This is a genomic window from Streptomyces sp. NPDC045022 (genome assembly GCF_056432605.1).
In genome coordinates, this window is sequence record NZ_JBWKIR010000009.1 from 220,850 (window position 1) to 240,503 (window position 19,654).

Below are 19,654 nucleotides of genomic sequence, written 5' to 3' on the forward strand. Positions count from 1 at the left end.
CAATGGGAGTCATGCCGATATCCGGGACACCCAGCCGCGCCCAGCTCGTCGACCACCTGGTGAGGACCCGTATCGCGGGGGACGTTGCCACGCCCCGCGAGAACAACCTCTCCCACTACCGCAAGCTGGCCAACGGCGACCGCCTCTACTGGTTCGGTCTGGAGCTGGGCGACCGGTGGACGGACGAGCAGGACGTGCTGGCGGTCATGGCCGAGCGGGTCGGCGTCAACGACGATCCCGGGTACCGGTACGGGCAGGACACCATCGACCCCGAGCTGACCGTGGACGCGCTGGACCGCATGGCGGCGCGGCTGCGCAAGGCGGCCGGCGGGAAGCAGCGGGTGCTGTTCGCGACCGGTCACCCGGGCGGCCTGCTGGACGTGCACCGGGCGACGGCCGCCGCGCTGCGCGCCGCCGGCTGCGAGATCGTCGTCATCCCGGACGGGCTGCAGACGGACGAGGGGTATGTCATGCAGTTCGCGGACGTGGCCGTGCTGGAGCACGGGGCGACGCTGTGGCACACCCATTCCGGGGAGCCGATGCGGGCCATTCTGACGGGACTTGAGCGTGCCGGGCGTGCGCTGCCCGACCTGGTCGTCGCCGACCACGGCTGGGCCGGATACGCGGGCCGGCACGGCGTCGACTCCGTCGGGTACGCCGACAGCAACGACCCCGCGCTGTTCCTCGCCGAGTCCGAGGGCACCCTGCAGGTGGTCGTACCGCTCGACGACCATGTGGTCAGCCCCCGCTACTACGACCCGATGACGGCATATCTGCTGGCGGAGGCGGGCCTGGCCTGACGAGGGTGCCGGACTGACGGGGTGTCAACCATGAGGTACGGCCCCGCTGTCGGGGCCGCACGTCTTTGATCAGCTCGTGGTCGGATCAGTGACCGTGGCCACCTCCTCCATGACCTCCGCCGCCGTGACCGTTGCCGTTGCCGTGGTCACCGCCGTAGCCGCCGCCGTGGTCGTTGCCATAGCCGCCGTCATCGTCGTTGCCATAGCCGCCGTGGTCGCTCCGGCCGTAGTCGTCGTCATCGTCGTTCCACCAGCTGTGGTCGCCGTGACGCCCGTTGTCGTCCCCGAAGTCCCGGCTGTAGGAGCTGTTGTCTCCGTGGTCGCCGTGGTCAGAGGCCGAGGCGGTGCCGGCCGCGCCGATCGCGGCTCCGCCGGCCAGCAGCAGACCGGTGGCGGACATCGCGACAAGACGCCTCGTGCGCTGTGCTCGCATGGGTATACCTTCCATCTCCATCGTCTCTCGCGTGCTCCCGCAGGAGGGCGCGAGGTGGATGGCCGCCACCGCGGCAAGAAGGAGAACGCGGCGCGGTCTCGAGGTCACCGCAGCGAGTCGAACGAGAAGACGCATGCTCCCGTCGCCGACGCCTGCAGACCACCCGTACGTGTGATCACGCCATCGAGTGCTGCGACTGAGATCCGGAGGCTCCGGAACCTCGTCGGCCGGGCATGCCGCTCGCCGCGGCTTTCACTCCAAGAGCCTAGCCCCGCTTGCGTCACGCGTCATCTCCGAAGGCACGCCCGTCACATTCGTCTCGGGACGCGGACCACACCCTCCTGGATGACCGAGATGGCGAGCCGCCCGTCCTGCGTGTAGATGCGGGCCTGGCCGAGGCCCCGGCCGCCGTGCGCGGACGGCGACTCCTGGTCGTACAGCAGCCATTCGTCGGCGCGGAAGGGCCGGTGGAACCACATCGCGTGGTCCAGGGAGGCCCCCACGACATCACCGACGGCCCAGCCGCCGCGCCCGTGCGCGAGCAGCACGGAGTCGAGCAGCGTCATGTCGGAGACGTAGGTCGCGAGGACGACGTGGGAGAGCGGATCGTCGTCGAGCTTGCCGTTGGTGCGGAACCACACCTGGGAGTGCGGCTCGCGCGGCTCACCGAACCTGCCGTACGGCGGCTCGTCCACGTACCGCAGGTCGATCGCCTCGCGGGCCTCCAGGAACCGCTGGACCACCTCCGGCTCGAGGTGGCCGTAGCCGTGCAGCCGCTCCTGAGAGGTCGGCAGGGTCGCCGGGTCGGGCGCGGGGGGCGTCGGCGCCTGGTGGTCGAGCCCTTCCTCGTACGTCTGGAAGGAAGCCGACAGATGGAAGATCGGCTTGCCGTGCTGGACGGCGACCACGCGCCGGGTGGTGAAGGACCGGCCGTCGCGGATGCGGTCCACGGTGTAGACGATCGGCGCGCCCGGGTCACCGGGGCGCAGGAAGTAGGCGTGCAGTGAGTGGGCCGGCCGGTCCGCGGGGACCGTCCGCCCGGCGGCGACCAGCGCCTGCGCCGCGACCTGCCCGCCGAAGACCCGGGGTACGACGGCGGAGCGGGACCGGCCGCGGAAGATGTCCTCCTCGATCTGCTCGAGGTCGAGCAGATCGAGGAGGTCCTGGAGTGCCTGGCTCATGGAGTTGGTTGTACCGGCCAGTGATTGCGGAGACCTTACAGACCCATGTCCTTGGCGATGATCGTCTTCATGATCTCGCTGGTGCCGCCGTAGATGCGGTTGACGCGGTTGTCCGCGTACAGGCGGGCGATCGGGTACTCGTTCATGTAGCCGTAGCCGCCGTGCAGCTGCAGGCACCGGTCGATGACGCGGTGGGCGACCTCGGTGCAGAACAGCTTGGCGGAGGCGGCCTCGGCGGGGGTCAGCTCACCGGCGTCCAGAGCCTCGGTCGCACGGTCGGCGACGGCCTCGGCGGCGTCCACCTCGGCCTGGCAGGCGGCCAGCTCGAACTTGGTGTTCTGGAAGTGGGCGACCGGCTTGCCGAAGACGGTGCGCTCCTGCACGTACTGCTTGGCGAACCGGACCGCGGCCTTGGCCTGCGCGTAGGCGCCGAAGGCGATGCCCCAGCGCTCGGAGGCCAGGTTGTGGCCGAGGTAGTAGAAGCCCTTGTTCTCCTCGCCCAGCAGGTCCTCGACGGGGACCTTGACGTCGACGAACGCCAGCTCGGCGGTGTCGGAGGTCTTCAGGCCGAGCTTGTCGAGCTTCCGCCCGACGGAGTAGCCCTCGGACTTCGTGTCCACGGCGAACAGGGAGATGCCGTGGCGGCGGTCCTCGGCGGTGGGCGCGGCGGTGCGGGCGCAGACGATCACCTTGTCGGCGTGCACACCGCCGGTGATGAAGGTCTTGGCGCCGTTGAGGACGAAGTGCGTGCCGTCCTCGCTCAGCTTGGCGGTGGTCTTCATGCCCGCGAGGTCGGAGCCGGTGCCCGGCTCCGTCATCGCGATGGCCCACATCTCCTCGCCGGTGGCGAACTTCGGCAGGTAGCGCTTCTTCTGCTCGTCGGTGGCGAGCATCTTGATGTAAGGGAGCGCCAGCAGGACGTGGACGCCGGAACCGCCGAAGTTCACGCCCGCGCGGGAGGTCTCCTCGTAGACGACGGCCTCGAACTTGTGGGTGTCCAGGCCCGCGCCGCCGAACTCCTCCGGCACGCTGATGCCGAAGATGCCCAGCTCGCCGAGCTTGTAGTAGAAGTCGCGCGGCGCCTGGCCGGCGGCGAACCACTCGTCGTACACGGGCACGACCTCGGCCTCGATGAAGGCGCGAAGGGTCTCCCGGAACGCCTCGTGATCCTCGTTGAACACCGTACGGCGCACGCCGCCCACCTCCACGTACCTTGTGACATCGGCATGTCTAAGCGCTTGCTCAGACTCCAAGGTACTGGTGAGTACGTTCCGGCGTCCAGGGTGACCTTGACCACGCGGGTGGAACGGGCGAGCGGGGACGGCGTCAGTCCCCGGCCCTGCCGTACCGGCGGAAGGCCGAGGTCTCCACGATCCAGGGACCGAACGGCACGGAGTCGCCGTAGATGTACGGGTCCTTGCGGGTGTAGCGCCCTTTGCAGGGGTCGGAGTGCACCTCGATCGTTCCGGTGCGCGGGTCGACGATCATGTAGTGCGGGATGCTCATGGCCGGATAGTCGGCGAGCTTCTCGGCACAGTCGCCGCCCGGGCCGGACGGCGGGATGATCTCGACGACGGCCGGCACCTGCGTCGCGTCGACCGCGAAACCCTCCTCGTCGAGTACGGCCTCGGGCACGACGATCGCGTCAGGACGGCGCATACGACCGATCACCGGGTTCTCGATCTGGGGGCCGTTCGCACAGATACAGCCGGGGTGAGTGACGGGCAGCTGGGCGTTGAGCTGGTCGCGGAGGCGGTGGACCGTGCCCGCGCGGCGCTTCGGGGAACAGATCATGGCCAGCGCCGGCCCCGACGGCCCGATCTCCACCCTCCAGGCACCCTCGAGCCGCTCGGAGCAGGCATCGAGTTCCTCGGCGATCGAGCGCATCTTCGCGTAGTCCATGGTCCGAAAGTAGCGACCCCCCCGCCTCACTCCGCCCCCGCCGCCGCGAACGCCCCCCGTGCCATCCGGTGCAGCAGGGCGGCGGTGGTCCCCCGGCCCGGCAGGGTCCCGGCGCGGCCGAGGTGGGGGGTGGAGTTGAGCAGGCCGAACACCGAGTGGACGGCCGAGCGCGCCGTGGGCTCGGTCAGCGCCGGGTACTCCTCCCGCACGACCTCCACCCACAGCTCCACGTACTGCCGCTGGAGCTGCCGCACCAGCTTGCGGTCGCTGTCGCGCAGGCGGTCCAGCTCGCGGTCGTGCAGGGTGATCAGGGGACGGTCGTCGAGGGCGAAGTCGATGTGGCCCTCGATGAGGGAGTCGAGGACCGTCGCGGCACCGGTGTCCCCGTCGGCCTCCGCCAGGCGGCGCTTCGCTCCGGTCAGCAGCTGGCCGCTGATGCCCACCAGCAGCTCGGCGAGCATCGCGTCCTTGCCCGGGAAGTGCCGGTAGAGGCCGGGTCCGCTGATGCCGACGGCGGCGCCTATCTCGTCGACACCGACGCCATGGAAGCCGCGTTCGGCGAACAGCCGGGCGGCCTCCCTGAGGATCTGCTCGCGGCGGGTGGGCGCGTCGGTTCTGGTGACCATGCAGGCAATTCTAGACAGCGAGGTTAGCGGTCGTTAACCTGAAGGAAATGGTTAACGCTCATTAACCGGTTCGATCACCGGGTGAGGGGACCGCAGGATGCACGAGGCACCGGAGCTGACGAGCGCGGCAGATCCCGCGTCGGAGGCCTGGCGGGCCAACGAGGAAGGCCACCTCGCACTCGTCGGGGAGCTGCGCGCCAAGCTGGCCGCGGCGGCTCTCGGCGGCGGCGAGAAGGCGCGGGCACGGCACACCGCGCGCGGCAAGCTGTTGCCGCGGGACCGGGTGGACACGCTGCTCGACCCGGGGTCGCCCTTCCTGGAGCTGGCGCCGCTCGCCGCCGACGGGATGTACGAGGGACAGGCCCCGGCGGCCGGGGTGATCGCCGGGATCGGGCGGGTCGGCGGGCGCGAGTGTGTGATCGTCGCCAACGACGCCACCGTCAAGGGCGGCACGTACTACCCGATGACGGTGAAGAAGCACCTGCGCGCGCAGGAGGTGGCCCTGGACAACCGGCTGCCGTGCGTCTACCTGGTCGACTCCGGTGGGGCCTTCCTGCCGATGCAGGACGAGGTCTTCCCGGACCGCGAGCACTTCGGCCGGATCTTCTACAACCAGGCCCGGATGTCCGGCGCCGGGATTCCGCAGATCGCCGCCGTGCTCGGGTCGTGCACGGCCGGCGGCGCCTACGTCCCGGCGATGAGCGACGAGGCCGTGATCGTCCGCGGTCAGGGCACGATCTTCCTCGGCGGGCCCCCGCTGGTGAAGGCCGCCACGGGTGAGGTCGTCACCGCCGAGGAGCTGGGCGGCGGCGAGGTCCACTCCCGGGTCTCCGGGGTCACCGACCACCTCGCCGAGGACGACGCGCACGCCCTCAGGATCGTCCGGAACATCGTCGCCACCCTGCCGGCCCGGCAGTCCCTCCCCTGGGAGGTCCAGCCGTCCGTCGAGCCCAAGGCGGACCCCTACGGGCTCTACGGCGCCGTCCCGGTCGACTCCCGCACCCCCTACGACGTACGCGAGATCATCGCGCGCGTGGTGGACGGCTCACGGTTCGCCGAGTTCAAGGCCGAGTTCGGGCAGACCCTGGTCACCGGCTTCGCCCGCGTCCACGGCCACCCGGTCGGGATCGTCGCCAACAACGGCATCCTGTTCTCCGAGTCCGCCCAGAAGGGCGCCCACTTCATCGAGCTGTGCGACCAGCGCGGGATCCCGCTGGTGTTCCTGCAGAACATCTCCGGCTTCATGGTCGGCAAGGACTACGAGGCGGGTGGCATCGCCAAGCACGGCGCCAAAATGGTCACGGCGGTGGCCTGCACGCGCGTGCCGAAGCTGACCGTTGTCGTCGGCGGTTCGTACGGCGCCGGGAACTACTCCATGTGCGGCCGGGCGTACTCGCCCCGCTTCCTGTGGATGTGGCCCAACGCCAAGATCTCCGTCATGGGCGGCGAGCAGGCCGCCAGCGTCCTCGCCACGGTCAAGCGCGACCAGCTGGAGGCGCGCGGCGAGGGCTGGCCGCCCGAGGAGGAAGAGACCTTCAAGGCGCCGATCCGCGCGCAGTACGAGCGCCAGGGCAACGCCTACTACGCCACCGCCCGCCTCTGGGACGACGGCGTCATCGACCCGCTGGAAACCCGTCAGGTGCTGGGACTCGCCCTGACGGCCTGCGCCAACGCGCCGCTGGGAGACCCCCAGTTCGGCGTCTTCCGGATGTGAGGAGGGGAACCGTGTTCGACACAGTGCTGGTCGCCAACCGGGGCGAGATCGCCGTACGCGTCATCCGTACGCTCCGTTCGCTGGGCGTGCGCTCGGTGGCGGTCTTCTCCGACGCCGACGCCGACGCGCGGCATGTCCGGGAGGCCGACACGGCGGTACGGATCGGTCCGGCGCCCGCGGCCGAGAGCTATCTGTCGGTGGAGCGGCTGCTGGAGGCCGCCGCCCGCACCGGCGCCCAGGCCGTCCATCCCGGGTACGGCTTCCTCGCCGAGAACGCCGGGTTCGCGCGCGCGTGCGCACAGGCGGGGCTGGTGTTCATCGGCCCGCCGGCGGACGCCATCGCGTTGATGGGCGACAAGATCCGCGCCAAGGAGACGGTGCGGGCGGCCGGGGTGCCGGTCGTGCCGGGTTCGAGCGGCAGCGGACTGACGGACGCGCAACTCGCCCGGGCGGCCCGGGAGATCGGGACGCCGGTGCTGCTGAAGCCCTCCGCGGGCGGTGGCGGCAAGGGCATGCGGCTCGTGCGGGACACCGGACAGCTCGCCGACGAGATCGCCGCCGCCCGCCGCGAGGCCCGCGCCTCCTTCGGCGACGACACCCTGCTGGTGGAGCGGTGGATCGACCGGCCCCGGCACATCGAGATCCAGGTGCTGGCCGACGGCCACGGGGGCGTCGTCCACCTCGGTGAACGCGAGTGCTCCCTCCAGCGGCGGCACCAGAAGATCATCGAGGAGGCGCCGAGCGTGCTCCTCGACGAGGCCACGCGCGCGGCGATGGGCGAGGCGGCCGTACAGGCGGCCCGCTCCTGCGGGTACCGGGGCGCGGGCACGGTGGAGTTCATCGTGCCGGGCGGGGATCCGTCGTCGTACTACTTCATGGAGATGAACACCCGGCTCCAGGTGGAGCATCCCGTCACCGAGCTGATCACGGGCCTGGACCTGGTGGAGTGGCAGCTGCGGGTGGCGGCCGGGGAGCCGCTGGGCTTCGCCCAGGAGGACGTGACGCTGACCGGGCACGCGGTCGAGGCCCGGATCTGTGCGGAGGACCCCGCACGCGGTTTCCTGCCCTCCGGCGGCACGGTCCTGCTGCTGAACGAGCCGCAGGGCGACGGCGCCCGCACCGACTCCGGGCTCAGCGAGGGCACCGAGGTGGGCAGCCTGTACGACCCGATGCTGTCCAAGGTGATCGCCTACGGCCCCGACCGCGCGAGTGCGCTCCGCAAGCTCCGGGCGGCCCTCGCGGAGACGGTCACGCTGGGCGTGCAGACCAACGCGGGCTTCCTGCGCCGGCTGCTGGCCCATCCGGCGGTGATGGCGGGCGAGTTGGACACCGGGCTGGTGGAGCGGGAAGTGGACGGGCTGGTGCCGCAGGAGGTGCCGGCGGAGGTCTACGCGGCGGCGGCCCTGCTGCGTCACAGCGCGCTCGCGCCCGCCGGCGGCTCCGGATGGCGGAACCCGTTCGCCGCCGCCGACGGCTGGCGGCTGGGCGGCGAGCGGGCCTGGACGCCGCACCACCTGCGGGTGCCGGGCCAGGAGCCGGTGACCTTGCGCGTGCGCAGTGCACCGGACGGCGGAATCGAGCTGCTCCTCCCCGGGGCGGACACGCCGCTTCGGGGATCCGGGGGCGTGCCTCCGGGGCGCGGCGCCGGGCACCGGTTCACGTTCCGGCTCGACGGCGTCACCCACACCTTCGCCGCGCTGCCGGACGGCACCTGGCTGGGCCGGGACGGTGACGCCTGGCAGGTGCGCGACCACGACCCGGTGGCCGCCTCGCTGAGTCGCGCGGCCCACTCGGGTGCCGAGTCGCTGACCGCGCCCATGCCCGGCACGGTGACCGTGGTGAAGGTGGCCGTCGGCGACGAAGTGGCGGCCGGGCAGAGCCTGTTGGTGGTGGAGGCGATGAAGATGGAGCACGTCATCTCCGCCCCGCACGCCGGGACGGTCGCCGAGCTGGACGTGACGCCGGGTACGACGGTCGCCATGGACCAGGTGCTGGCGGTCATCACGCCCAAGGAGGCGGCGCAGTGAGTGCCGACGCGCTGCCCATGGTCGTACCGGCCCGGGAACTGCCCGCGCGGGTGCGGATCCACGAGGTCGGCGCGCGCGACGGGCTGCAGAACGAGCAGACGGTCGTACCGACCGAGGTGAAGGCGGAGTTCGTGCGCCGCCTGGCCGACGCGGGCCTGACGACCATCGAGGCGACCAGCTTCGTGCACCCCGATTGGGTGCCTCGGCTGGCCGACGCCGAGCAGCTGTTCCCGCTGGTGCGCGACCTGGACGTGGACCTGCCGGTACTGGTGCCCAACGAGCGCGGCCTGGAGCGGGCGCTGGCGCTGGGCGCGGAGCGCGTCGCTGTCTTCGCCAGTGCCACCGAGTCCTTCGCGAAGGCCAACCTCAACCGCACGCTGGACGAGTCGCTGGCCGTGTTCGAGGCGGTGGTGCGGCGCGCGAAGGACGCGGGCGTGCATGTGCGCGGGTATGTGTCGATGTGCTTCGGCGACCCGTGGGAGGGCGCGGTCCCGCTCCACCAGGTGGCCCGCGTCTGCACGGCGCTGCGGGACATGGGCTGCGACGAGCTGAGCCTCGGCGACACGATCGGCGTCGCCACCCCGGGCCATGTCCGCGAACTCCTCGACGTCCTCAACCAGAGCGGTGTGCCGACGAACGTGATCGGCGTGCACTTCCACGACACCTACGGGCAGGCGCTCGCGAACACCTACGCGGCCCTGGAACGCGGCGTGACGACCGTCGACGCCTCCGCGGGCGGCCTCGGCGGCTGCCCCTACGCCAAGTCCGCCACCGGCAACCTCGCCACCGAGGACCTCGTCTGGATGCTGCACGGCCTCGGCATCGAGACCGGGGTCGACCTCGGCCGTCTCACCGCCACGAGCGTGTGGATGGCCGAACGACTGGGCCGCCCCAGCCCGTCCCGTACCGTCCGCGCTCTCTCCCACAAGGACCAGTGATCAGCATGGACCACCACCTCAGCCCCGAGCTGGAAGAACTCCGCCGTACCGTGGAGGAGTTCGCGCACGATGTCGTGGCGCCGAAGATCGGTGACTTCTACGAGCGGCACGAGTTCCCGTACGAGATCGTCCGCGAGATGGGCCGCATGGGCCTGTTCGGGCTGCCGTTCCCGGAGGAGTACGGCGGCATGGGCGGCGACTATCTGGCCCTCGGCATCGCCCTGGAGGAACTGGCCCGGGTGGACTCGTCGGTGGCGATCACCCTGGAGGCCGGGGTCTCCCTGGGCGCCATGCCGATTCACCTGTTCGGCACGCAGGAGCAGAAGCGCGAGTGGCTCCCCCGGCTCTGCGCGGGCGAGATCCTGGGCGCGTTCGGCCTGACGGAACCGGACGGCGGCAGCGACGCCGGCGCGACCCGTACGACGGCGCGTCTGGACCCGGACACGAACGAGTGGGTGATCAACGGCACGAAGTGCTTCATCACCAACTCCGGCACGGACATCACGGGATTGGTGACGGTCACGGCGGTCACCGGCCGCAAGCCGGACGGCAGGCCGCGGATCTCGGCGATCATCGTCCCGTCGGGCACCCCGGGCTTCACCGTGGCGGCCCCCTACTCGAAGGTCGGCTGGAACGCCTCCGACACCCGCGAGCTGTCGTTCGCCGACGTCCGGGTCCCCGCCGCCAACCTCCTGGGCGACGAGGGCCGCGGCTACGCCCAGTTCCTGCGCATCCTGGACGAGGGCCGCATCGCCATCGCGGCGCTCGCGACGGGCCTGGCGCAGGGCTGCGTGGACGAGTCGGTGAAGTACGCGAAGGAACGGCACGCCTTCGGCCGCCCGATCGGCGCCAACCAGGCCATCCAGTTCAAGATCGCCGACATGGAGATGAAGGCCCACACGGCCCGTCTGGCCTGGCGCGACGCGGCCTCCCGCCTGGTGGCCGGCGAGCCCTTCAAGAAGGAAGCGGCTCTGGCCAAGCTCCACTCCTCCACCGTCGCCGTGGACAACGCCCGCGACGCCACCCAGATCCACGGCGGCTACGGCTTCATGAACGAGTACCCGGTGGCCCGCATGTGGCGCGACTCCAAGATCCTGGAGATCGGCGAGGGCACGAGCGAGGTCCAGCGCCTGCTGATCGCACGGGAGTTGGGGTTGGTGAGCTGACCCCCGGGCGCCCGTTGGACACCACGGGCGCCCTGACGGGGACCCGCCGGGGAGGATGCCCCGCCCTCTGGACATCAAGCAAGGTTAGGCTAACCTACCTTCGAACTTGTCCGGCGGGCGTCTCGCCCCGTTCGAAAGCAGTCGCACCCATGCCCCGTGCCCGTGCCACCCATCTCACTCGCCGCGGACTGCTCGCCGCGGGCGGCGCCCTCGGACTCGGCGCCGCGCTCGCCGCCTGTGGGGACGGCGAGGGGAAAAACGCGGGCACCGGTGACGAGACGGCGGCCGCCAGGTCCGGCCCCTGGTCCTTCAGGGACGACCGCGGCACCACCGTGAAGCTGGACAAGGTCCCGGCGAACATCGTGGCGTTCACCGGTGTCGGCGCCGCGCTGTACGACTACGGCATCCAGGTCAAGGGCGTCTTCGGCCCGACGAAGGCCCAGGACGGCAAGCCCGACGTCCAAGCCGGTGACATGGACGTCAGCAAGGTGACGGTCATCGGCAACACCTGGGGCCAGTTCAACATCGAGAAGTACGCCTCCCTGGCACCGGACGTGCTGATCTCCACGATGTTCGACGGCGCGGGCACCCTCTGGTACGTCCCCGAGGAGTCGAAGAAGAAGATCGCCCAGCTGGCCCCCAGCGTCGGCATCTCCGTCTACGACCGCCGGCTCACCCAGTCGCTGCAGCGCATGTGGGACCTCGCCGGGTCGCTCGGCGCGAACCTGAAGGCCGCCGAGGTGACCGCCGCCAGGAAGCGCTTCGAGGAGGCCTCCGCCCGGCTGCGCGCCGCCGCCAAGGCCAAGCCCGGCATCAAGGTGATGGCCGGCTCGGCGAGCGACCAGCTCTTCTACGTCTCCGGCACCAACCTCTCCGTCGACCTGGAGTACTTCAAGTCCCTCGGCGTGAACCTCGTCGAGCCCCCGGAGAGCGCCAAGGCCAAGGGCGGCGGCTGGTACGAGTCGCTGAGCTGGGAGAACGTCGACAAGTACCCGGCCGACATCATCATGATGGACGACCGTTCCTCGACCATCCAGCCGGCCGACATCACCAAGGCGACCTGGAGGAAGCTGCCCGCGGTGAAGGCCGGCCAGGTCATCGCGCGGTCCCCCGAGCCGATTCTGTCGTACGGCAAGTGTGTGCCGCTGCTGACCACCCTGGCCGAGGCGCTGGAGAAGGCCAAGAAGGTCGCCTGACCCCGGACAAGCCGACAAAGCCCTGAATCCCACCCTCAGGAGCCCCCTATGACGACGGCCGTGGCCGCCCCGTTCCGTTTCTTCTCCCTTCAGGTCGCACGGACGAGGCGGCTCGGGCCGTCCCTGGTCCGGGTCACCCTCGCCGGTGCCGATCTGCACGCCTTCCACTCCGCAGGGCGGGACCAGTCCCTGTCCCTCTTCCTGCCGCACCCGGGGCAGCGCGAGCCGGTCGTCCCGCTGGAGCTGGGGGACGGCTGGTGGCAGGGCTGGCGGGAACTCCCGGACGAGGTACGGGCCGTGATGCGTTCGTACACGCTCCGCGCCCTGCGCCGGGACCCCGACGAGATCGACATCGACTTCGCGCTGCACGGCGTCGAGCCCGGCGCCCCCACCCCGGCCGGGCCCGCGTCCCGCTGGGCCTCCCGTGCCACCCCCGGTGACCGCGTCCTGCTGCTCGGACCGGCGATCGCCGACAACCGCGCGATCCGCTTCCGGCCGCCGGAGGACACCGACCTCGTCGTCGTCTGCGGCGACGAGACGGCCGTACCCGCCGCCACCGCCATCCTCGAGACCCTGCCCGCCGGCACCCGCGCCCGCGCCTGGCTCGAGGTGCCGCACGCCGGTGACATCCAGGACGTGGCGACGGAGGCGGACGCGGAGATCACCTGGCTCGTACGCCACGTGCACTCCCCCACGGCCGTCGACGCCGTACGGGCCTGCCGGCTCCCCCCGGCCGAGCGGCCGTACGTGTGGATCGCGGGCGAGTCCGGCCAGGTGAAGGCGCTGCGCCGGCACTTCGTCGGCGAGCGCGGGATCGACCGGCGCCGGGTGACGTTCGTCGGGTACTGGCGGCAGGGCATGACGGAGGAACAGCTGCGCGCGGCGGAGTAACCGCCGCCGGAGTGACGCCTGTCAGCGCAGAGGCATACCTCGACCCAGGTAACTTAGGTTAGGCTAACCTAAGTTATCCCTCACGGACTGTTCCCTCGGAGGACCCCCACATGCGCTCGCACCTGCTCAATGGCCTCACCGCGGAGCACTACCGCCGCTCCGTGACCGAAGGAGTCGAGCGGGTGGCGGCCAAACTCGCCACCACCGACCGTCCGTTCACCGGCATCACCGTGGACGCGCTCGCGCCCCGCATCGACGCGATCGACCTCGACCGGCCGCTGGGCGACACCGCGGCCGTGCTGGACGAGCTGGAGGACCTCTACCTCCGGGACGCCGTCTACTTCCACCACCCCCGCTACCTCGCCCACCTCAACTGCCCGGTCGTCATCCCCGCGGTGCTCGCCGAGGCCGTGCTCTCCGCGGTCAACTCCTCCCTCGACACCTGGGACCAGTCGGCCGGCGCCACCCTGATCGAGCGCAGGCTCATCGACTGGACGGCGGCCCGCATCGGCCTCGGCCCGGCGGCCGACGGCGTGTTCACCTCCGGCGGCACCCAGTCCAACCTCCAGGCGCTGCTGCTGGCGAGGGAGGAGGCCAAGAACGACGATCCGGCGAGACTGCGCGTCTTCGCCTCCGAGGCCGGCCACTTCAGCGTGAAGAAGTCCGCGAAACTGCTCGGCCTGGGACCGGACTCCGTCGTCACCGTCCCCGTCGACCACGACAAGCGCATGCAGACGGTCGCCCTCGCCCACGAGCTGGAGCGCTGCATCAAGGACGGCCTGGTTCCGATGGCCGTCGTCGCCACCGCCGGCACCACCGACTTCGGCTCCATCGACCCGCTGCCGGAGATCGCCGGACTGTGCGCCCAGTACGGGGTGTGGCTGCACGTGGACGCGGCCTACGGCTGCGGACTGCTCGCCTCCCTGAAGTACCGGGACCGCATCGACGGCATCGAACGCGCCGACTCGGTCACCGTCGACTACCACAAGTCCTTCTTCCAGCCGGTCAGTTCCTCCGCCGTGCTGGTCCGGGACGCGGCCACCCTGCGGCACGCCACCTACCACGCGGAGTACCTCAACCCGCGCCGCACGGTGCAGGAACGCATCCCCAACCAGGTCGACAAGTCCCTGCAGACCACCCGCCGCTTCGACGCCCTCAAGCTGTGGCTCACCCTGCGCACGATGGGCGCCGGCGGCATCGGGCAGCTCTTCGACGAGGTCTGCGACCTGGCCCGGCAGGGCTGGCGGCTGCTCGCCGCCGACCCGCGCTACGACGTCGTCGTCGAGCCCACCCTGTCCACCCTCGTCTTCCGCTACATCCCGGCGGCCGTCACCGACCCGGCCGAGATCGACCGCGCCAACCTCCATGCCCGCAAGGCCCTGTTCGCCTCCGGCGACGCCGTGGTCGCGGGCACCAAGGTCGGCGGCCGCCACTACCTGAAGTTCACCCTGCTCAACCCCGAGACCACGACGGCCGACATCGCCGCCGTCCTCGACCTGATCGCCGGCCACGCCGAGCAGTACCTGGGAGAGTCCCTTGACCGCGCGTCCTGAAGCTCCGAGCACGACCCACGACTTCGTGGGGATCGGGCTCGGCCCCTTCAATCTCGGGCTCGCCTGCCTCACCGAGCCGATCGCCGAACTGGACGGCGTCTTCCTGGAGTCCAAGCCCGGCTTCGAGTGGCACGCGGGCATGTTCCTGGACGGCGCCCACCTCCAGACCCCGTTCATGTCGGACCTGGTCACCCTCGCCGACCCGACCTCGCCGTACTCCTTCCTCAACTACCTGAAGGAGAGGGGCAGACTGTACTCGTTCTACATCCGCGAGAACTTCTACCCGCTGCGGGTCGAGTACGACGACTACTGCCGCTGGGCGGCGAACCAGCTGAGCAGCGTCCGCTTCGGCACCACGGTCACCCGGGTGACGTACGAGGACGACCTGTACGCGGTCCGCACCGAGGCCGGCGAAACGTTTCGCGCCCGTCGTCTGGTCCTCGGCACCGGCACCCCGCCCCACATCCCGAACGCCTGCCGGGACCTGGACGGCGACTTCATCCACAACTCCCGCTATCTCCAGCACAAGGCGGAGCTGCAACGCAAGAAGTCGATCACGCTGGTCGGCAGCGGGCAGTCGGCGGCCGAGATCTACCACGACCTGCTGAGCGAGATCGACGTCCACGGCTACCAGCTGAACTGGGTCACCCGCTCGCCGCGCTTCTTCCCGCTCGAGTACACGAAACTCACGCTGGAGATGACCTCCCCGGAGTACATCGACTACTACCACGCGCTCCCGGAAGCGACCCGGTACCGGCTCACGGCCCAGCAGAAGGGCCTGTTCAAAGGCATCGACGGCGACCTGGTCAACGAGATCTTCGACCTGCTCTACCAGAAGAACCTCGGCGGCCCGGTCCCCACCCGCCTGCTCACCAACTCGGCCCTGCGCAGCGCGCGTCACGAGAAGGGCACGTACACCCTCGGCCTGCGCCAGGAGGAGCAGGAGAAGGACTACGAGCTGACCAGCGAGGGCCTGATCCTCGCCACCGGCTACCGGTACGCCGAGCCGGCCTTCCTGGCACCGGTCCGGGACCGTCTGCGCTACGACTCCCAGGGCAACTTCGACATCGCCCGCAACTACGCCATCGACATCACCGGCCGCGGCGTCTTCCTCCAGAACGCCGGCGTCCACACGCACAGCATCACCAGCCCCGACCTGGGCATGGGCGCGTACCGGAACGCGTACATCATCCGCGAGCTGCTCGGCAGCGAGTACTACCCCGTCGAGAAGTCCATCGCCTTCCAGGAGTTCAGCGTATGACCAGCAGGACGCCGGCATTCACGATCCGCCCGCTCGACCCCCTGCGGGACGCCGAGCTGCTGCACGGCTGGGTCACGCATCCCAAGGCGGTGTACTGGATGATGCAGGACGCGAAACCGGAGGACGTCGAGCGGGCCTACAGGGAGATCGCGGCCGACGAGCACCACCACGCCTTCCTCGGGCTGCACGCCGGGAAGCCCGCCTTCCTGATGGAGAAGTACGACCCCACCCACCGCGAGCTGGTCGGGCTGTACGAGCCGCAGCCGGGCGATGTCGGCATGCACTTCCTGGTCGCGCCCACCGACATCCCCGTGCACGGGTTCACCCGGGCGGTCATCACGGCTGTGCTGGCGTACCTCTTCGAGGACCCGGCGACCCGGCGGATCGTCGTCGAACCGGACGTGCGCAACACGGCCGTGCACGCCCTGAACGCGGCCGTCGGATTCGTGCCCGAGCGGGAGATCCCGAAGCCGGAGAAGCAGGCCCTGCTGAGTTTCTGCACGCGCGAGCAGTTCGCGAAGGCGGTGGCCGCATGACCCTCGCCGACGCCGTGGCCCATCTGTCCCCCGAGCGCTGGGAGACGGCCAACCGCCTGCTCCTGCGCAAGGCGCTCGCCGAGTTCGCCCACGAGCGCCTGATCACGCCCGAGCGGGCGGGTGACCGGTATGTCGTCCGAAGCGACGACGGGCTCACCTCCTACCGGTTCGCCGCCGTCCGCCGGGCCCTCGACCACTGGGAGGTCGACGCCGGGTCGATCACCCGGCACCGGGCCGGCGCGGAACTCCCGCTGGCCGCCCTGGACTTCTTCACCGAGCTGAGGGAGGCCCTGGGGCTGAGCGACGAGATCCTGCCGGTCTACCTGGAGGAGATCTCCTCCACCCTCTCCGGCACCTGCTACAAGCTCACCAAGCCCCGCGTCACCTCCGCGGAGCTGGCGGGCAGCTCCTTCCAGGCGATCGAGACCGGGATGACCGAGGGCCACCCCTGCTTCGTCGCGAACAACGGACGGCTCGGGTTCGGCGTCCACGAGTACCTGTCGTACGCCCCGGAGACCGCGAGCCCCGTCCGGCTGGTGTGGCTCGCCGCGCACCGCTCCCGGGCCGCGTTCACCGCCGGGGCCGGGATCGAGTACGAGGACTTCGTCCGGCAGGAGCTGGGCGAGGGGACCGTCGGACGGTTCCACCGGACGCTGACCGACCGGGGTCTCGACCCCGCCGACTATCTCCTCGTCCCCGTCCACCCCTGGCAGTGGTGGAACAAGCTCACCGTCACCTTCGCCGCCGAGGTGGCCCGGGGCCACCTCGTCTGTCTCGGCGAGGGCGACGACGAGTACCTGGCCCAGCAGTCCATCCGGACCTTCTTCAACACCAGCGACCCGCACAAGCACTATGTGAAGACGGCCCTGTCGGTCCTCAACATGGGTTTCATGCGCGGTCTGTCGGCCGCCTACATGGAGGCCACCCCGGCGATCAACGACTGGCTGGCCCAGCTGATCGAGAACGACCCGGTGTTCAGGTCGACGGGACTGTCGGTCATCCGGGAGCGCGCGGCCGTCGGCTACCGCCACCTGGAGTACGAGAAGGCCACCGACCGCTCCTCGCCGTACCGCAAGATGCTGGCCGCGCTGTGGCGGGAGAGCCCCGTGCCCTCGCTCCGGGACGGCGAGTCCCTCGCGACCATGGCCTCCCTGCTGCACGTGGACCACGAGGGCGCCTCCTTCGCGGGCGCCCTGATCGAGCGGTCGGGACTGTCCCCGGTGGGGTGGCTGCGGCAGTACCTGCGGGCCTACTACACCCCTCTCCTGCACAGCTTCTACGCCTACGACCTGGTGTTCATGCCGCACGGCGAGAACGTCGTCCTGGTGCTGGCGGACGGGGTCGTGCGGCGGGCGGTCTACAAGGACATCGCCGAGGAGATAGCGGTGCTGGACCCGGCCGCCGTCCTGCCGCCGGAGGTCCAGCGGATCCGCGTGGAGGTCCCGGACGACGAGAAGCTGCTGTCGATCTTCACCGACGTCTTCGACTGCTTCTTCCGCTTCCTCGCCGCTCGCCTCGCCGCCGAGGGCGTCCTGGAGGAGGACGGCTTCTGGCGCACGGTCGCCGAGGTCACCCGCGAGTACCAGGAGGCGAACCCCGGACTCGCCGACAGGTTCCGGCAGTACGACATGTTCGCCCCCGAGTTCGCGCTGTCCTGCCTCAACCGGCTCCAGCTGCGGAACAACCGGCAGATGGTGGACCTCGCCGATCCGTCCGGAGCGCTCCAGCTGGTGGGAACCCTGAGGAACCCCCTGGCAGGCCTGTGACGGCTCACCGGCCGACGGGCACCCCGGAGTACGGTCCTGCGGGGTGCCCGTCGGCCTTCGGTCAGCTCTTCGGCCAAGGGACCTGCGGTGACCGGTAGTAGGGGATGCCGAGGGCGTCCCAGCGCGGGCCCTGGGTGGCCAGCCGTACCTTGTAGGCGTTCCAGTCGTGGGTGGCCGCCGGGGACCAGCCCAGTTCGGCCGCGCCGGCCAGGCGCGGGAACGCCATGTACTCGAGGTCGGCGGGCGTCTTCAGGGTCTCGGTCCACAGGGGGGCCTCGACGCCCTTGACCGCAGAAGCGGGCGCCCCGGCGAGATAGGCGCCCGGGTCCCAGTCGTACGACCGCTTCACCTCCACCAGACCCGCCCAGTCCAGACCGAGCCGGGTGTCCTTGGTGTACTTCATGTCGAGGTAGATCCGGTCGGCCGGGGACAGGATCAGCCCGGTGCCGTGCCGGGCGGCCTCGGCGACCTGCGCCTTCTCCGCCGCGCTGGTGCTGTCCAGGCCCCAGTACTGGGCGAGGGCGCCCTTGACGGGGTGGGCGCCGGTGAGCTGGTGCCACCCGATGACCGTCTTGCCGTACTTGGCGACGAGCGGCTGCACGCGGTCCATGAACGTGACGTAGTCGGCGTGGCTGGTGGAGTGCGCCTCGTCGCCGCCGATGTGGAGATAGCGGCCCGGGGTGAGGGCGGCCAGCTCCCGGATCACGTCGTCCACGAAGTCGTAGGTGACGTCCTTGGGCACGCACAGCGAGCTGAAGCCGACCTTGGTGCCGGTGTACAGCGGGGGAGCCACGCCGTCGCAGTTGAGCTCGGCGTAGGAGGCGAGGGCCGCGTTGGTGTGGCCGGGCATGTCTATCTCGGGGACGACCTCAAGATAGCGGGAGGCCGCGTACCGGACGATCTCCCGGTAGTCGGCCTTGCTGTAGTGGCCGCCCTCGCCGCCGCCGACCTGCGTGGAGCCGCCGTAGGGGGCGAGGCGCGGCCAGGAGTCGATCGCGATGCGCCAGCCCTGGTCGTCGCTGAGGTGCAGATGCAGCTCGTTGATCTTGTAGAGGGCCAACTGGTCGATGTACTGCTCGACCTGGGCGACGGAGAAGAAGTGGCGGGAGACGTCCAGCATCGCGCCGCGGTAGGCGTAGCGGGGACGGTCCTCGACGGTGCCGCCGGCGACCTGCCAGGGACCGGGCTGGACGGTCTTCCTCTCGACGGCCGCCGGGAGCAGCTGGCGCAGCGTCTGGACGCCGTGGAAGAGGCCGGCGGGGGCGCCGGCGGTGATGGTGACGCCGCCGGCACTGCTGTGCAGCCGGTATCCCTCGGCGCCGAAGTCGCCCTGGCCGAGGCGGAGCCGGATGCCGCCGGTGCCGTGGTCGGTGAGCGGCAGCGGGTAGCCGGTGGAGGGCCGCAGGATGCCGGTGAGGTACGCGCCGATCCGTCGGACGTCGGCGGAGCCGTCGACCCGGACGCTGGTCGCCCGGGTGATGCGGTACGGGGTTCCGCCCGGCTCGACGGAGGCGGGGGCCGGGACCACCCGTTCGAGTGGGGCCGGTGCCGCGCTGCGCGCCGGAGGGGCCGCGCCGAGGGTGAGCACGCCGGCCGCGGCCAGAAGCAGCAGTGCTCCGAGGATGTGGGTCGTTCGGGGAGTCGTGCTGTGGTTCCGTCTCACA

17 protein-coding genes are annotated in these 19,654 nt (G+C 70.7%); 11 read left to right on the forward strand and 6 right to left on the reverse strand.

Annotation, left to right across the window (positions count from 1 at the left end):
• Nucleotides 1–11: 11 nt before the first annotated feature.
• A complete protein-coding gene (locus AC07C1_RS18670; protein WP_478940250.1) occupies nt 12–800 on the forward strand; it encodes a phosphatase in 789 nt (262 codons plus the stop codon).
• 85 nt (nt 801–885) lie between these two features.
• On the opposite strand, the gene AC07C1_RS18675 is transcribed toward AC07C1_RS18670, so the two are convergent.
• The 5 genes from AC07C1_RS18675 to AC07C1_RS18695 form a co-directional block, all read right to left on the reverse strand.
• A complete protein-coding gene (locus tag AC07C1_RS18675; RefSeq protein ID WP_478940251.1) occupies nt 886–1,233 on the reverse strand; it encodes a hypothetical protein in 348 nt (115 codons plus the stop codon).
• Nucleotides 1,234–1,541: 308 nt separating this feature from the next.
• Complete coding sequence (locus AC07C1_RS18680) at nt 1,542–2,414, reverse strand: acyl-CoA thioesterase (protein WP_478940253.1); 873 nt, start codon at nt 2,412–2,414, stop codon at nt 1,542–1,544.
• Between the two features lie 35 nt (nt 2,415–2,449).
• Nucleotides 2,450–3,607, reverse strand: coding sequence for an acyl-CoA dehydrogenase family protein (locus AC07C1_RS18685; protein WP_478940254.1), 1,158 nt, complete (start codon nt 3,605–3,607; stop codon nt 2,450–2,452).
• 133 nt (nt 3,608–3,740) lie between these two features.
• On the reverse strand, nt 3,741–4,316 hold the full coding sequence (locus AC07C1_RS18690) for a Uma2 family endonuclease (protein ID WP_478940255.1): 576 nt from the start codon (nt 4,314–4,316) through the stop codon (nt 3,741–3,743).
• A gap of 26 nt (nt 4,317–4,342) precedes the next feature.
• Nucleotides 4,343–4,942: an SACE_7040 family transcriptional regulator gene (locus AC07C1_RS18695; RefSeq protein ID WP_478940257.1), complete on the reverse strand. Its 600-nt coding sequence runs from the start codon at nt 4,940–4,942 to the stop codon at nt 4,343–4,345.
• 97 nt (nt 4,943–5,039) lie between these two features.
• On the opposite strand from AC07C1_RS18695, the gene AC07C1_RS18700 reads away from it, so the two are divergent.
• The 10 genes from AC07C1_RS18700 to AC07C1_RS18745 all read left to right on the forward strand — a co-directional run bounded on the left by AC07C1_RS18700 (nt 5,040) and on the right by AC07C1_RS18745 (nt 17,990).
• The gene (locus tag AC07C1_RS18700) at nt 5,040–6,656 is read left to right on the forward strand and encodes a carboxyl transferase domain-containing protein (RefSeq protein ID WP_478940259.1); all 1,617 of its coding nucleotides are present in this window, start codon (nt 5,040–5,042) and stop codon (nt 6,654–6,656) included.
• 11 nt (nt 6,657–6,667) lie between these two features.
• Nucleotides 6,668–8,683 (forward strand): acetyl/propionyl/methylcrotonyl-CoA carboxylase subunit alpha, encoded by a 2,016-nt coding sequence (locus tag AC07C1_RS18705; RefSeq protein WP_478940260.1) that lies wholly within the window; start codon nt 6,668–6,670, stop codon nt 8,681–8,683.
• 17 nt (nt 8,684–8,700) lie between these two features.
• Entirely contained in the window at nt 8,701–9,621 is a 921-nt protein-coding gene (locus AC07C1_RS18710; protein WP_478940427.1) for a hydroxymethylglutaryl-CoA lyase, read from the forward strand.
• Between the two features lie 5 nt (nt 9,622–9,626).
• Nucleotides 9,627–10,787, forward strand: coding sequence for an acyl-CoA dehydrogenase family protein (locus AC07C1_RS18715; RefSeq protein WP_478940262.1), 1,161 nt, complete (start codon nt 9,627–9,629; stop codon nt 10,785–10,787).
• A 149-nt stretch (nt 10,788–10,936) separates the two neighbouring features.
• A complete protein-coding gene (locus AC07C1_RS18720; RefSeq protein WP_478940263.1) occupies nt 10,937–11,983 on the forward strand; it encodes an ABC transporter substrate-binding protein in 1,047 nt (348 codons plus the stop codon).
• 48 nt (nt 11,984–12,031) lie between these two features.
• Nucleotides 12,032–12,874 (forward strand): siderophore-interacting protein, encoded by an 843-nt coding sequence (locus AC07C1_RS18725; protein WP_478940265.1) that lies wholly within the window; start codon nt 12,032–12,034, stop codon nt 12,872–12,874.
• 110 nt (nt 12,875–12,984) lie between these two features.
• A complete protein-coding gene (gene desA / locus AC07C1_RS18730; RefSeq protein WP_478940267.1) occupies nt 12,985–14,427 on the forward strand; it encodes a lysine decarboxylase DesA in 1,443 nt (480 codons plus the stop codon).
• Nucleotides 14,411–15,688, forward strand: a complete 1,278-nt coding sequence (locus tag AC07C1_RS18735; protein WP_478940268.1) for a lysine N(6)-hydroxylase/L-ornithine N(5)-oxygenase family protein — start codon at nt 14,411–14,413, stop codon at nt 15,686–15,688. The genes desA and AC07C1_RS18735 overlap by 17 nt, the downstream gene beginning before the upstream one ends.
• Nucleotides 15,685–16,224, forward strand: a complete 540-nt coding sequence (locus AC07C1_RS18740) for a GNAT family N-acetyltransferase (protein WP_478940270.1) — start codon at nt 15,685–15,687, stop codon at nt 16,222–16,224. The genes AC07C1_RS18735 and AC07C1_RS18740 overlap by 4 nt, the downstream gene beginning before the upstream one ends.
• Entirely contained in the window at nt 16,221–17,990 is a 1,770-nt protein-coding gene (locus AC07C1_RS18745) for an IucA/IucC family protein (protein WP_478940272.1), read from the forward strand. The genes AC07C1_RS18740 and AC07C1_RS18745 overlap by 4 nt, the downstream gene beginning before the upstream one ends.
• 61 nt (nt 17,991–18,051) lie before the next feature.
• On the opposite strand, the gene AC07C1_RS18750 is transcribed toward AC07C1_RS18745, so the two are convergent.
• Nucleotides 18,052–19,653, reverse strand: coding sequence for a beta-N-acetylhexosaminidase (locus AC07C1_RS18750; RefSeq protein ID WP_478940273.1), 1,602 nt, complete (start codon nt 19,651–19,653; stop codon nt 18,052–18,054).
• Nucleotide 19,654: the final 1 nt, after the last annotated feature.